The following is a 15,101-nucleotide window of genomic DNA, read 5'->3' on the forward strand; positions in this document are numbered from 1 at the left end:
AAACTCGTCATGCACCGTCCTCTCGTCATCCTCAGCCACGTCACCCACGCCGCCGTTACCGAAGGTTTTCTGCCCGCCGCCCGCAAGCGCGGACTGTCAGTGGTGCTGATCAGCGACCATGCCCATGAGCATCGGCGCCTGCTCGCCACGTCCGACTTTCCCGCGCAGGACTTACTGATCCTCGAGTGCGACGTGTTCAATCCCCTTGCGGTGATTGAACTGATCAACGCTCATGGCCTGCGCCCTGCAGCAGTGTTTTCCAACAGCGATCACCTGCAAACCGCCACTGCGTTAGTGGCGGAAACCTTCAACGTGCCCGGCAAGGACTGGCTGATGTGTCACTGGGCAAAAAACAAGGCGGTCATGCGTGAACGCATGCAGGATCTGGGCTTGCCCGGCCCCTGGTTTCATGTGCTGACCGCTGGCAGCGCGGTGCCCGACGATGCAGTATTTCCGCTAGTGGTGAAACCCACCCAAGGCGTGGCCAGCCTTGATGTGCGCTTGTGCCACAACGCCGACGAGCTGAGCGATTACTGCGCCCGGTTCTGGCAGCAACAACCCGGTCGTGCGTTGTTGCTGGAGGCCTACATGGAAGGCCCACTGTTTACCCTCGAGACTCTCGGCGACGGTCAGCGGTTGCAAGCCATCGGCGGCTTTGATGTCAGCCTGTCGCCACCCCCGCACTTCGTCGAACTCGCTGCGCGCTGGAACGGCTCATTGAGCGTTAACCATCGGGCGGGAGCGCTGGCTCAGGTCGCTGCTTTTGGCATCAACTTCGGCGTGTGCCACAGCGAATTCATCCTCACTGCCGAAGGACCGGTGCTGGTGGAAATCAACTACCGCAGTATCGGCGACGGCCGCGAGTTCCTTCTCGACCGCCTGCTGCCCCAAGGCTGGTTCAACCGCATCCTCGGCGTGCACCTTGACGAACCACTGGTAGATGCCCAGCCCGGCCTGGCGCAAGCGCTGGTGCATTATCTGGTCGCCGACACACCTGGCCGCTTGCAGCAGGCTTCCAGCAGTTTTCGTTACGAGCAGGACAATCACTGGAGCGACTACCGTGCGCTGCGCGAGATTGGCGACGACATTCACGTGAGTCACTCGAATAAGGATTATCTGGGCGTACTGCGCCTGATCGCCCCGGATACTGCCAGTCTGGACGCACGTTTCGCCGCCACATTGGCCGATCTGCGCTGGGTGATGGCATGAGCGTTGTGGCGCAGGATGCTGATCACGCAGCCATCAGCCAACGCATTATCGATTGCTGCCTGCGCGAAGATATTCGCGGGCTGCTCAGCCAAGGCATCGTCCAGCACCTGCCCACCGAACTGCACGAACACTGGACCGCAACCGTCAGTCCTTACTGGCTGCGCATCGCCCACCTGGACGCCGATGAACTCTGGCTGCCGGTTCACCCAGGCGGCCCGTTGCAGACCTGGAGCACGTCCAGCCATGCCTGGCTCTGCCAGCAAGACGGGCACGTCCGCATCGAGCACGGTTACGCACGCTGGCTCGAACAGTTGAGCAACGGCCTGGACGACGCCAGCCTTGAGCTGTTTGCCGCGTACCGCAAAGAAGCCGACTGCGCCGTGCACCATCGCGCGCTGTGTCATGCAGCCTATCAAGAACACGCGACCGAACTGAGCGACATCCTCGACAAGCCCGCCTGGGACCAACGCCTGATCGGTATCGACCGACTCGCCAGCTACCTGGACCATCCGTATTACCCTACCGCCCGCGCCAAAAGTGGCTTCGACAGCACAGCCCTCAAACGCTACGCCCCGGAGTTCGCCCCGCGCTTCAAACTCAATTGGCTGGCGCTGCCAAATGCGGCCCTGACGTTGAGCAGTTCGCCGCCCAAACATTGGCCGAGCTTTGTCGAGCTGGGTCTGAAACAGAGCCTCGAAACCAGCCATACCCTGCTACCGGTGCATCCGCTGACGTGGCTAGAGCTGGAAAAATACGGGTTACCCGAAGGCACGATCAAGGCACCGCACAGCGCTATGGACGTTGAGCCGACCCTGTCGGTGCGTACCGTAATGTGCGTCGAGCGACCGCACTGGCACATCAAACTACCGTTGCTAGTGACCACCCTGGGCGCCCGCAACCTGCGCCTGATCAAACCCAGCACGCTGTATGACGGCCATTGGTTTCAGACCACGCTGCAAGCACTGGCTAAACGCGATCCTCAGCTGGGCATGCGCTATCTGCACGTTGATGAGGAACATGGCGGGCATGCCGATGAAAGCCGCCACCTGGCCTATATTGCGCGTCACTACCCCGGCGAACTGGGCGTCGCCACACTGGTGCCGGTCGCCGGCCTCGCCAGCCCGTTGCCCGATGGTCGACTGTTCGTCGAGCAACTGGTCGAGCGCTTCTACCAGGGCTCACTGCAACGCTGGCTCGAAGATTATCTGGACCTGCTGCTGCACGTGCACCTGCGCTTGTGGCTGGGTTATGGCATCGCGCTGGAAGCCAATCAGCAGAACGCCGTGCTGATCTTCGAGGCTGATCGCCCACTGCGTTTGCTGATGAAAGACAACGACGCCGCACGCCTCTGGCCCGAGCGCTTCGCCGCAGCCTGCCCCGACCTTGCGCAGCGTCCTGCAGACTTGCGTGACGAGCGCATCCGCGTCAACGATGCCCAGCCACTGGCCGAGATGTTCTGCACCATCACCTTGCAACTGAACATCGTCGCGGTGCTGGAAGCGATCATTGCCGCCGACCTGGCACCCCGCGGGCCACTCTACGCCACCTTGCGCCAGCGCCTGATCGATTGCATCGGGCAACTAGAGGGCGAAGGCCTGGACTGCACTGAAGCCAAGCGCGTTTTGCTGGACAGCCCGAAACTACCGGTGAAATACCTGCTCAGTGCCGGCAGCTTGTTCAGCAAAGCATACTCAGGCGCCCAGGACATCAACAAGTTCTATGGCTACAGCGCGGCAAACTTCCTGCGGGAGGCGCACCCGTGCAACGCAGACTGATCGCCAGTGTATTGCTTGGCCACTATCTATCGGCCTTCACCGCCCTCGGCATTCCGTTGTACCTGCCACGCATCCTCGCCGACCTGGCGCCGGATGCGCCGGGCTGGAGCATCGGTGTGTTGTTTGTCCTGCCGACCCTGTGTACCGCTCTGACGGCGCCACTCTGGGGTCGCTGGGCGGATAGACGGGGCTGTCGCCTGTCCTTGCTGCGTGCCCATGCCGGACTGTTTACGGGCTTTCTCCTGGCCGGGTTCAGTACCAACCTGCCGATGTTCGTGCTGGCCTTGATCATTCAAGGCACCTTTGGCGGGGCGATGGCCGCATCCAATGCCTACCTGGCGACCCAGTTCAAGGACGGCGACCTGTCTCGGGCCCTGAACTGGACTCAATACTCGGCACGCCTGGCCATGATCAGCGGCCCCATTCTGCTCGGTCTTATGACGGCGCAAGGGTTGGGACTGGAGCTGTATCGCTACCTGGCCTGGTTACCGTTACTGGCGTTCGTGATGATCCTGCCGTTGCCCGCCGATACACCCCGTCATCAGGCGAATGCGACCACAGCCGCCGGCCCACTTAGCCAACTGCCGACGGACATGCCACGTCTGCTGCTGGTGCAATTCCTGTTCAGCTTCGCCATGGTCGTCACCTTCCCTTATTTCGTCCCTTACGGCGAAGCACTGGGCATTGGCAACGACGCGCTGATCGGCCTCCTCTACAGCCTGCCGCATCTGGTTTACCTCATCGCCCTGCCTTGGGTCCAACGGCATGCCAGCAACTTGCTGCTGCCCGGCCTCGGGCTGCTGGCCGTGAGCAATGCCCTGCAGTTCTGGAGCAGCCAGGCCGAGCCTTTATTTGCCCTGCGCCTGCTCAGCGGTGCAGGAATGTTGCTGGGCTTTGTCGGCTTGCATCGCTGCCTGAGCCAACGCAGCCGCCAAGGCAGTGCCGGGCGCATGTTTGGCTGGTTCGATGCCAGCGGTAAATGGGCCGGCACAGCTGCCGGTGTGACCGCCGGGCTGGTCAGTCAGACCTGCGGCATCACCTCACCTTTTCTCGTTGCCTGTCTGGCCGCCGTTGCTGCGATGGCCTTGGCACGCCCCCTACTCATGACCTCGCGGGAGATACCAGCATGACCCTTGCTCTGACCACCGCTTCCCTGCATGAACGCGCTCTCGATGGTGAAGCCCAACGGCACGCCATTGAATGCCTGCTCAATTGTTATCTGCGTGAATACGCCCTGCCACGCGACGAGGCGAGCCTGGACTATCGTGCTCAGGATCTGCCCATGAGCCTGCGTCAACTCAATGGCCAGTGCATCAGCATCCGGCTGCCCAGCGGGCGACTGGTGGTGCGAGTCGACCGCGCGAGTGTGCTCGGTCGTTGCCGCTTTGTCAGCGCCCCCTATTTCAAGGGCAATGGGCACAGCTGGCACCCGTTGAACGCGACCGAACTGGCGCGTCTGCTGTGCGTGCCGCTGAGCCAGCCGGACCGTGTGGGCGAGATGTTGCAGCAGGTCGATAACAGCCTGCAGATCACCCGGACCTTTCTCCGGCATACCCGCGCCGATCGCGATCAACCGACTGACAGCCTGCTGGCTTCAGAACAGCATCAGATTTGGGGGCACGCCCTGCATCCAACTCCCAAGAGCCGCGAAGGCATCTCGCAAAATGCCCTGTTGGCCTGCTCGCCGGAAGTCGGCGCGTGCTTCGAGCTGCACTGGTTTCGTGTTGATCCGGCGTTGATCCAGCATCAAGGTGACGATCCCCGAGAGACCCTGTATCAGCTGTGTGGTCGAAACGATCTGTACCCTTGCCACCCGTGGGAAGTCGAGCGGATTCTGGCCGACCCGCTGGTCCGTCGCGCACAACAGCGTGGCCTGCTGGAGTACCTCGGCCCTCAAGGCCTGGCGCTGTACCCGACCTCGTCGGTACGCACCCTCTATCACCCCGAGCTTGCCTATTTCCTGAAATTTTCGATGCATGTGCGGCTGACCAATTGCGTGCGCAAGAACGCCTGGTACGAACTGGACAGCGCGGTCGCCCTGACCCGCTTGCTCGCACCGGTGATGGCCGAGCTGGCCCACGCACTTCCGGATTTTCTGCTGATGCCGGAACCGGCCGCCAGCACCCTGGACCTGAGCAGTCTTGGCACCCAGGAGCAGGCCCGCGAAGTCACCGAATGCTTCGGCATCCTCTACCGCCAGAACCTGGATGAGGCCACCCGCGAGCGCTACCAACCGCAAGTGGCCATGGCGCTATTCACCTGGGATCTGCAAGGTCGTAGCGTTTGTCAAAGCCTGGTGCAGCAATGTGCCGAGCGTCTTCGTATCGACGTGGCCGAGGCGACCCTGCGCTGGCTCGACGGCTATGCCCGTCAACTGCTCGGCGGGGTAATGCATTGCCTGTTCCGTCAGGGCGTGGTGCTGGAGCCACACTTGCAGAACACCCTGCTGGGTTTCGACGCCGACGGCTTGCCTTGTCGGGTCTGGATTCGCGACCTGGAGGGCACCAAGCTGGTGGCCAGCCATTGGGCACCGGAACGACTCAGCGAACTCAACGAGCGCACCCGCGCCTCGCTGTACTACAACGAGGATAAGGCCTGGCAGCGCGTCGCCTACTGCGCGCTGGTGAACAACCTGGGCGAAGCGATCTTCCATTTGGCCAACGCCGATTCAGGGCTGGAAAACCAACTGTGGATGCATATCGGCACGCTGTTGCAGGCACAACGAGCGGTGCTGGATGACCCCGTGCAGCTGCGCGAGTTATGTGCAGGGGCACCGCTGCCCAGCAAGGAAAACTTCATGACCCGGCTGATGATGCGTGCCGACCGCGAAGCAGGCTACACCGCCCTCCCCAGCCCGCTGTTCACTGCTCGCGCGAGGGCCCGTTCATGAGTTTGCCGACACGCGTCACCCAGGCCATCGGCCAATTGCGCGAGCAACAGCAAACACCGCTCTGTGCTTACGTCTATGATCTGGTCGCGCTGGAGCAGCACGTTCGGAACATGCGTGAAACGCTGCCCGCCAACTGCGAGCTGTTCTATGCCGCCAAGGCCAACCCGGAAGCACCGATCCTGCGAACCCTGGCGCCGCTGGTAGACGGCTTCGAGGCCGCGTCCGGTGGTGAGTTGCGCTGGCTGTATGAGCAATGCCCAGGGCATTTGCTGATTTTCGGCGGCCCCGGCAAACTCGACAGTGAGCTGGAAATCGCCATGGACTACCGGATTTCGGCCTTTCACGTCGAGAGCCTGACAGAGTTACGCAGCCTGGCGCGCATCGCTGCCAGACGGCGCCAACGGACGCCGGTCCTGCTGCGCCTGAACCTGAAACTGGCTGAAGCACCCGATAGCCGTCTGGTGATGGGCGGTAAACCGACCCCCTTCGGCCTGGACGAAGACGCATTGGACGAAGCGCTGAAGCTGTTGCGTGATGAGCCCTGGCTGGAACTGCAGGGCCTGCATTTTCATGTGCTGTCTCATCAGCTTGATGTGGGCGCTCACCTGAGACTGATCCGCAGCTACTGTCGCACCTTCAGCCAGCTCTGCGCCGAACACGGTCTGCAGCTGCCCCTGCTCAACGTCGGAGGCGGCATGGGCATTAATTACCAGGACCCGCAGAACTCGTTCGACTGGACGACATTCTGCCAAGGGCTCAAGGCATTGATCGCGGAAGAAGGCATGGGCGATACGCGCATTCGCTTCGAGATCGGCCGTTTTATCAGCGCGGCCTGCGGCTACTACGTGATGCAAGTCCTGGACATCAAACGCAGCCATGGTCAGTACTTCGCCATTGGCCGGGGTAGCACCCACCACTTCCGGACACCGGCGGCCCAGGGGCATGACCATCCTTTTGTCGTGATACGGGGCCAGCAACCCGCGCAGTTGCAGAATCAGCAGGTTACCCTGGTCGGCCAGCTGTGTACGCCAAAAGATGTGCTGGCAAGCCAGCAAACAGTCACCGCCCTCGCGATTGATGACCTGCTGGTGTTCACCCTGGCAGGCGCCTATGCCTGGAACATTTCGCACCGGGACTTTCTGATGCATGAACCACCCCAGATGCTGTTTCTAACGACATAAAAAACTGACGACATAAACAGGGCAACCTGACCACACAGCCATGCCACCCCTGCGCATCACGTAGTGGCTGGCACAGGCTCATTCACGAGGCGGTTGGCGGCCAGCTCGTCCGGCACTTTGACGAAAATGCTGTACTTCGCGCCTTCCATGGCTTCAAAGGCGATCAACTTGTCGACCAACGCGATGCTGATTACCTTGCCAGCATTGAGCAGGAGCATGCCATTGTCGGCATTGAGGTTGCGTGCAAGCACCATCCCCCTCAACAGTTCACGGGTGCCAACCACCTTGACCGTTGGATCGTTCAGAGTGACATCGCTCAGGTAGGCGGCACAGACCTGAACGAAGTCTTCCACCAGCGCTGGGTCATAAAGACGGCCGGCGTACTTACGGATAAACACCAGGGCTTCATCACTGTTCATTTGCCGTTCGAGGATCAACCCGCGCTGCAACTCGATAAAGTCCACGGCCAGCTTCAGCAAGCGCGAACCAAACGGGATAGCCTCGCCTTTGAGGTGGTCGGGGAATCCCGTGCCATCCCAACGCTCTTGGTGGTGAAGAATCAACTGGGCCGCGTCCTGCATCGGCTCCAACGTCATCAACAGCGACTCGCTCTGTTTCGGATAACCGCGATAACGCTCACGATCCGTATGGTGCAACAGGTCGGCAGGCGCGCTCATCATGCTGTCGCTCCAGCTCAACTTGCCGATGTTGTAGAGCGCTGCCGCCATGGCCAGATCGCGGCTACTCGCCTCGTCCATGGGGTGGGATTTGCAGTAGGTGCGAATCAAATCGATGATTTGCCGGTTGGTCTGCTTGCTTTTAGGCAACCGTTGATTGACCAGCAGGGAGAACACCTCGGTACTGGTCGCGTAACTGTGCTTCAACTCGTCATAGGCCAGGTCGAGCATGTCCGCCGTCTGTTGCAGCTCGGACATGCGTGCGACAACCCGCTTTTCCAAGGTGGCATTAAGCGCCTGCAACGCCTCGTTCTGCTCATGGGCCAGACGCTCCAGGCGTTGCCGCTCGCGCTCGGAATGCTGATGTTCCAAGGCCTGCCGCAAGGTCAGCTGCAACTCCTCGTCGTTCCAGGGTTTGCTGATGTAGCGATGAATCTTTCCTTCATTGATCGCTTTGACGATGGTGTCCAGGTCGGCATATCCCGTCAACAGGATCCGTGTGGTACCTGGATAGCGCTGGTGAATCTCCGCCAACAAGGTAGCGCCATCCATATTTGGCATGCGGGCATCGGTCATCACCAGATCGATACGCTGGTGGGCCATCAACTCAAGTGCTTTTTCACCGCTTTCGGCAAAGAACAAATCATACGGCTGGCTGCGCAGCAGACGGCGCAAACTGTTAAGAATGAACTCTTCATCATCCACCAGCAGCACGCAGGGTTTATAAGCCGAAACAGAAGCGGATTGCTCATCCATAGCGTTACCTGACATCACTCATTTGAGGGCATTTTCGGGTTTTTCATGATAAAAACCTCGCTCCCTCGCTTTTTTGGCTAAGGGCTGAGGCATTTTTAACAAACTGATGGCACATTAGCTACGGTTTCCCAGCGAAGTGCCTCGTCGAGGGCTATGCTCCGAAAAATGGGATCCAATGTATACGTAACCGTTGTCGCGCCTTCAGGAAGGGAAATCCGTATGCTTATTTTTCATCTGATCGCAGACCTGCCGGGTAGCGTTGAATGAGCACCCCGACCACTCACGCCAATCGCCGCGTGCTTATCATTGATGACACGCCATCGATTCATCAGGACTTTCGTAAAATTCTCTGCCCGAAGCCGGACAGCGAAGAGTCCCTTGATGCAGCGGAGGAAGAGCTCTTCGGCACAGTACAGGTCACTCGGAAAAATTTCGAGCTTGATTCCGCCTATCAGGGGCAAGAAGCCCTTGAACGGGTCAAGCAAGCACTGGCAGAAGGTCGGCCCTACGCACTGGCCTTCATCGACATGCGCATGCCACCCGGCTGGGATGGTCTGGAGACTATTGAGCACCTGTGGAAAGCCGACCCGCAATTGCAAATCGCACTGTGCACTGCCTACTCCGATTACTCGTGGGAGGCGATGACCGAGCGCCTTGCGTTCAGCGACCAACTGCTGATTCTGAAAAAGCCGTTCGACAGCCTGGAAATCCGCCAGATGGCCAGTGCGCTGACGGTCAAATGGCAAATGACACAGGATGCCGCGGCAAAAATGCGCAACCTGGAGGAAACCATCGCCGAGCGCGTTCAGGAATTGCTGAAAGTATCCCATCTGCTCCAGTACGATGTGTTGACGGAGCTGCCCAACAGTACGCTGCTGGGTGATCGGTTGACTCAAGCGATTGCCCTGTCCCGCCGCCATGATACGCAATTGGCAGTGATGTTCATCGGCCTGGATCGTTTTGAGCGGATCAATAACGCGCTGGGGCATCCCATCGGCGATGAAGTGCTTAAACTTGTCGCTCAATGCCTCGCCCACACCGTACGCGAGTCCGACTCGGTGTTTCGCTATGGCTCGGATGAATTTGTCCTGGTGCTGTCCGATGTCCATCACCCCCAACAAACCAAAAGCATTGCGGAGAAGTTGTTGGCCACCATCAAGGTTCCTCGCTATGTCGCCGGGCATGACCTGAGTGTGACCGCGAGCCTGGGCATCAGCATCTTCCCCGGTGACGGTGAAGATGCCGTCACCCTGATCAAAAAAGCCGAAACCGCCATGCGCAACATCAAGGACAGCGGTCCGGACAACTTCTGCTTTTTTTCCAACACCATGAACCAGCGTGCCCGCGAGCAACACTCTATCGAGTCAGGCATTCGACTGGCGTTGGAGCGCAACGAGTTTGTCCTGCATTACCAACCAAAATTGAACCTGAAAACTGGAAAAGTAGTCGGCGCCGAGGCTCTGATCCGCTGGCTCAAACCGGGGCAAGGTTGGCTTTTCCCATCTGAGTTCATCCCGGTCGCCGAAGACAGCGGCCTGATCGTCCCGCTGAGCAAATGGGTATTGCGCGAGGCCTGCCGCCAGACCTGCGCGTGGCAAGCGGCCGGATTACCGCCGATTCGTATGTCGGTGAACATTTCTGCCACTGAGTTTCGCCAGAGGGGTTTTCTCGAGGGGATTCGAACCGTACTTGAAGAAACCGGAATGAACCCTGAGCTGCTGGAACTGGAAATCACCGAAAGCGTGCTCATGCAAAATGCCGAGTCGACGATCCAGATCCTGCAAGCGATCAAGCACATGGGCATCCGCTTGGCCATCGATGACTTCGGAACTGGCTACTCCAGCTTGAGTTACCTGCGTCGTTTCCCCATCGACGTATTAAAAATCGATCAGTCGTTTGTCCGCGACCTGAGCACCGACAGCAACGACGCGGCGTTGGTCAGCGCCATTATCAGCCTGGGGAGAAGCCTCAAGCTGAACATCATTGCCGAAGGTATCGAAACCCAGGATCAGCTTGATTTCCTGAAAACCAACCACTGCGAAGAAGGCCAGGGCTATTTCTTCAGCCGAGCGGTAGAGCCACGTGCATTCGCCAAAATATTGAGTGGTGAGCAATTGGAAGCGGCACGACTGGAATAAATCGGACAGGACGAGACCGCTGGCGTATTTCAGGCCGGGACACCATTAAATTTATCGGCAGCCGGGGATCATTGATGCAGTTACATGGATGGCCCACTGCTTTCGCGTTGCTGCTTGGTCTATGCCAATTGGCAGCTGCTACACCACTGGACGAGCCGCTGAAGCCATTACCTGACGTGGTGATAAACAATTCCGTACAGGTCGAACTAGGCCGTCAGTTATTCAACGATGCACGCCTGTCAGTCAATAACAGCGTGTCCTGCGCCAGTTGTCATCACCTGGAAAAAGGTGGGGCCGACGACAAGCCTTTCTCCACTGGTTTTAACGGCGCGCTGCTAGGCATCAACACACCCACCGTGCTCAATGCGAGCCTTAACTTCAAGCAGTTCTGGAATGGTCGGGCCGACTCACTGGAGGCACAGATCGAGGAGGTGGTCCAAAGTCCTGTCGAGATGGGCAACACCTGGAAAGCCTTGATCGACACGCTCTCCAGAGACCCTGACTATCGCGCGGCCTTCACCAGGTCGTACCCGGACGGGGTCACGGCAGCCAATGCGCAGAATGCGTTAGCAAGCTATGAACGCACCCTGCTGACGCCCGACTCGCGCTTCGACCTCTACCTCAAGGGCAATACCGACATCCTGACGCTTAACGAAAAATACGGGTATCAGCGCTTCAAGCAATATGGCTGTATCGCCTGCCATCAAGGCGTCAACATCGGTGGCAACATGTACCAGAAATTCGGTGTGATGAGCGACTATTTCAAGGCGCGGGGCAACCCGGCCGAGAGCGATCTGGGACGTTATCTGGTAACCAGGGATGAGGCCGACCGTAACGTCTTCAAAGTTCCTAGCCTTCGTAACGTAGCGCTCACTGCCCCGTACTTTCATGATGGGTCGGCCAAGACGCTGGATGAGGCCGTCAGCGTGATGTTCACGTATCAACTGGGCCGCACGCCTTCGGCACAGGACAAACTTCTGATCATTGAGTTTCTCAAGACATTGACCGGTGAACTCAGAGGCAAACCCCTATGAAACTGTCTCATCGATTCAGCTCACTGCTGTTGGGCGCGATGACGCTGGCACTCGCATCTATTCTGGTGTTCCTCTATATCAGGTCCAGTGCCGATAACACCTCTAACTACATCGCGTCACGGGATCTGATTGGTCAGATCAAACAGCAGGATGCACGTTGGGAAACAGAGATCCTCAAAGCAAGAGTTTCCGTCAGCCAAAACTACGACTTGCTGGTGGAGCCGCTGACCAAAATCAACACCCTCTGGAGGCAGTTCGATACGATACAGTCCGGGCATGTGCTACATGCCGATGCCCTCTGGCAAGACAGTCGTACTGCCTATCTGGCTGCCGTCGACGAAAAAACACGGCTGGTTGAAAAATTCAAATCGCATAACGCCGTATTGCGTAACTCACTGGCCTTTCTGCCCATCGCCGAAGACGATATCCAGAAGCAGTTCGGCACGCTCAACAGAAGCGACCCAGTGCTGCAAGCCGCCTCAATGGACATCTATGACCTGCTACTTGGCAGCCTGGAGTTCTCTCAAATCACCTCTGACGACAAAGCGGCCGAGATCCAAGTCGGCCTGAACCGGTTGGGTGTGGACAAAGGTCGTTTGCCGCAACCACTCCATCTTCCGCTGGAAATCCTGCTCAAACATGTGGAGCTGATTCTGCACGAGCAACCCGTGGTCAACGATCTGCTGGAGCATATCGGCGTCGTTCCCGTGGCCGCTCGACTGGAGGACATCAATAACATTCTCAATAACAACCAGGAGCAGGCCGTCAAAATTGGTCAGCAGTACCACCTGTATCTGCTGATTTTCTCGGCATTGATGGTCTTCCTGCTGTTATATCTGGCCATCCGATTGCTGCGCAGCTTTGCCGAAATCAACAGTGTCAACAAAGCACTGCATGCCGCCAACGAAGGCCTTGAGCAACGCGTGGAAGAGCGTACCCATGAACTGAAGGACACCCAGAGCGAATTGCTCGATACCGCGCGCCTGGCCGGGATGGCGGAAATTGCGACCAATGTGCTGCACAACGTCGGCAATGTGTTGAACAGCGTGAACATCTCTGCCGATCTGCTTACTCGAAAACTGCGCTCCAGCAAGTCAATCGGCCTCGGTAAAGCAGTGCAAATGATGAATGAGCACGAGCAGGATCTGGGCGATTTCATCACCCTCGACGAGAAAGGAAAACTGTTACCGGGTTACCTGAACCAACTGGTCAAAGCGCTGGGCGCCGAGCAGGAAAGCATGACCGACGAGCTGGCGCAGCTGACCAAAAGTGTTGATCACATCAAGGATATCGTCTCTACCCAGCAGTCCTACGCTGGGGCGTCCAACCTGATTGAATCCCTGAACATCAGCGACTTGCTTGAAGATGCTCTGCGCATGAACTCCGGCGCATTGACCCGCCACCACGTCACGGTGGTCAAGGACTTCATCGATGTACCTGCAGTGATGGCCGATAAACATCGGCTGCTGCTGATTCTGATCAACCTGATCAGCAACGCGAAATACGCGATGTCCAACATGGACGACCGCGCTCGAAAAATGACCCTGGGCGTAAAATTCATCGATAATTCCATCTTGCAGATCAGTGTCAAAGACGAAGGTGAGGGCATCGCACCAGAGAACATGACGCGAATCTTTGCCCACGGCTTTACCACCCGCAAAGAGGGTCACGGCTTTGGCCTACACAGTTGCGCGCTGGCCGCAATCGAGATGAATGGGCACTTGAGTGCCTACAGTGACGGCCCTGGTAAAGGTGCAGTGTTCACCCTTGAAATGCCCCTGACAATCGCGACGGATAAGCAATGAACAGTCTATCGAACCGCCGTATTCTGCTGATTGACGACACCCCTGCCATTCATGACGACTTTCGCAAAATCCTCCTGCCTCCCGTCGACGACAACTCCGACCTGTACCTGATGGAGGCAGCGCTGTTCGGACAAACGGCCAAGATCGAGATTCCATTGTTCGAACTCGACTCGGCCTACCAGGGCCAGGAGGGTCTGGCTAAGGTGTGCCAGTCACTCAAGGACAATCGCCCCTATGCCCTGGCGTTCGTCGACATGCGCATGCCCCAGGGCTGGGACGGCGTAGAAACCATCGAGCATCTCTGGGAGCAAGACCCGCGCCTGCAGGTGGTGGTCTGCACGGCTTACGCCGACTACTCCTGGGATGAATTACTGGAACGGCTGCATGGCCATGACCGGTTGTTGATTCTGAAAAAGCCTTTCGACAACATTGAAGTCCATCAGTTGGCCAACACCCTGACCGCCAAATGGGAAATGACCGAGCGCGCATCGGTGCAGATGAGCAAGCTTGAGCAATTGGTCGAGCAACGGACCCACGAGTTCAAACAGGCCAGCGAAGCCCTGCAGCGCGAAATCGACGAACGCGAACAGCTGGAAAGCCAACTGGTGCAATCCGAAAAGCTCGCGTCCCTGGGGCAACTGGCCGCTGGGGTTGCTCACGAAATCAACAACCCCATCGGTTTTATCTCGTCCAACCTCGGCACCCTTGAAGGTTACTTCAGCAAATTGCAGGACATGCTCGACGCCTACCAGCGCTCAGAAGAGGGCATCGCCTCGACCGAGATCCTCGAGCACTTGAAATCCATGCGCGAGCGTGTGGAACTGGACTTCCTGAGGGAAGATATCCCGCTGCTGATCAAGGAGTCCAAGGAAGGCATCAGCCGCGTCGGAAAAATCGTCAAAGACCTCAAAGATTTCTCCCGCGTCGACTCGAATCAGGAATGGCAATGGGCCAACCTGCAGCAAGGCATCGAATCGACCCTGAACATCGTCGCCAACGAACTCAAATACAAAGCCGACGTCATCAAGGAATACGTCGACCTTCCCGACATCGAATGCCTGCCCTCGCAAATCAATCAGGTAATCATGAACCTCGTGGTCAACGCCGCCCAGGCCATGGGTCCTCAGCGCGGGAAAATCACCCTTCGCAGCGGGATGGAAGCAGAGCACGTCTGGCTCGAAGTGGCCGACACTGGATCAGGAATGGCTTCCGACACTGTGCAGAAAATTTTCGACCCCTTCTTCACCACCAAACCCGTCGGCCAAGGGACAGGGTTGGGCCTGTCCCTCTCCTACGGGATTGTGAAAAAACACGGTGGCGACATTACGGTCAGCAGCGAGCTTGGCGTGGGGACTACGTTTCGGGTTACGTTGCCGATCAGGCAGCAGCACTCGAACACCTGACACACGGCCCTCGCCGCCAAGCCAGCCGGCGTCAGCATCAGAACCCGGGGGCGATCTGTCCTTTGTAGCGCGTCAGGATGAACTGACGAACCGCCGAAATTGCCGAGTGTTAGCAGTCCATGGGTAGCGGGCTATGGACTCGCTGACAGGCTGTTCAGTGACTGCTTTTGGCCGATTCTGTTGAAAAAGTAGATCTCCTGCCTGGCCTGCGGCAAAATAAGGTCATCGGCCAG

General features: G+C 58.3%; 10 protein-coding genes. 9 read left to right on the plus strand and 1 reads right to left on the minus strand.

From position 1 onward, the window contains the following. Positions 1–9 precede the first annotated feature (9 nt). From RHM55_RS03900 to RHM55_RS03920, 5 genes are read left to right on the plus strand one after another with little or no spacing between them, the layout of a single operon-like run. A complete protein-coding gene (locus RHM55_RS03900; protein ID WP_322179600.1) occupies positions 10–1,209 on the plus strand; it encodes a siderophore biosynthesis protein PvsA in 1,200 nt (399 codons plus the stop codon). Next, on the plus strand, positions 1,206–2,984 hold the full coding sequence (locus RHM55_RS03905; RefSeq protein ID WP_322179601.1) for an IucA/IucC family protein: 1,779 nt from the start codon (positions 1,206–1,208) through the stop codon (positions 2,982–2,984). Before RHM55_RS03900 ends, RHM55_RS03905 begins: the two co-directional genes overlap by 4 nt. Next, on the plus strand, positions 2,969–4,114 hold the full coding sequence (locus RHM55_RS03910) for an MFS transporter (RefSeq protein WP_322179602.1): 1,146 nt from the start codon (positions 2,969–2,971) through the stop codon (positions 4,112–4,114). Before RHM55_RS03905 ends, RHM55_RS03910 begins: the two co-directional genes overlap by 16 nt. Beyond that, complete coding sequence (locus tag RHM55_RS03915) at positions 4,111–5,874, plus strand: IucA/IucC family protein (protein ID WP_322179603.1); 1,764 nt, start codon at positions 4,111–4,113, stop codon at positions 5,872–5,874. Before RHM55_RS03910 ends, RHM55_RS03915 begins: the two co-directional genes overlap by 4 nt. Then, positions 5,871–7,055: a type III PLP-dependent enzyme gene (locus RHM55_RS03920; protein WP_322179604.1), complete on the plus strand. Its 1,185-nt coding sequence runs from the start codon at positions 5,871–5,873 to the stop codon at positions 7,053–7,055. The genes RHM55_RS03915 and RHM55_RS03920 overlap by 4 nt, the downstream gene beginning before the upstream one ends. A gap of 56 nt (positions 7,056–7,111) precedes the next feature. Here the strand turns inward: RHM55_RS03920 and RHM55_RS03925 are convergent, their stop codons facing one another. Then, positions 7,112–8,488 carry an HD domain-containing phosphohydrolase gene (locus RHM55_RS03925; RefSeq protein WP_322179605.1) on the minus strand — a complete coding sequence of 459 codons (1,377 nt, stop codon included), beginning with the start codon at positions 8,486–8,488 and terminating at the stop codon, positions 7,112–7,114. A 263-nt stretch (positions 8,489–8,751) separates the two neighbouring features. On the opposite strand from RHM55_RS03925, the gene RHM55_RS03930 reads away from it, so the two are divergent. The 4 genes from RHM55_RS03930 to RHM55_RS03945 all read left to right on the plus strand — a co-directional run bounded on the left by RHM55_RS03930 (position 8,752) and on the right by RHM55_RS03945 (position 14,868). Then, entirely contained in the window at positions 8,752–10,626 is a 1,875-nt protein-coding gene (locus tag RHM55_RS03930; protein WP_322179606.1) for a putative bifunctional diguanylate cyclase/phosphodiesterase, read from the plus strand. A 74-nt stretch (positions 10,627–10,700) separates the two neighbouring features. Next, complete coding sequence (locus RHM55_RS03935) at positions 10,701–11,660, plus strand: cytochrome-c peroxidase (RefSeq protein ID WP_322179607.1); 960 nt, start codon at positions 10,701–10,703, stop codon at positions 11,658–11,660. Then, a complete protein-coding gene (locus RHM55_RS03940; RefSeq protein ID WP_322179608.1) occupies positions 11,657–13,465 on the plus strand; it encodes a DAHL domain-containing protein in 1,809 nt (602 codons plus the stop codon). Before RHM55_RS03935 ends, RHM55_RS03940 begins: the two co-directional genes overlap by 4 nt. Then, positions 13,462–14,868, plus strand: a complete 1,407-nt coding sequence (locus tag RHM55_RS03945; protein ID WP_322179609.1) for an ATP-binding protein — start codon at positions 13,462–13,464, stop codon at positions 14,866–14,868. The genes RHM55_RS03940 and RHM55_RS03945 overlap by 4 nt, the downstream gene beginning before the upstream one ends. Positions 14,869–15,101: the final 233 nt, after the last annotated feature.

Source organism: Pseudomonas sp. MH9.2, from assembly GCF_034353875.1.
GTDB lineage: Bacteria > Pseudomonadota > Gammaproteobacteria > Pseudomonadales > Pseudomonadaceae > Aquipseudomonas.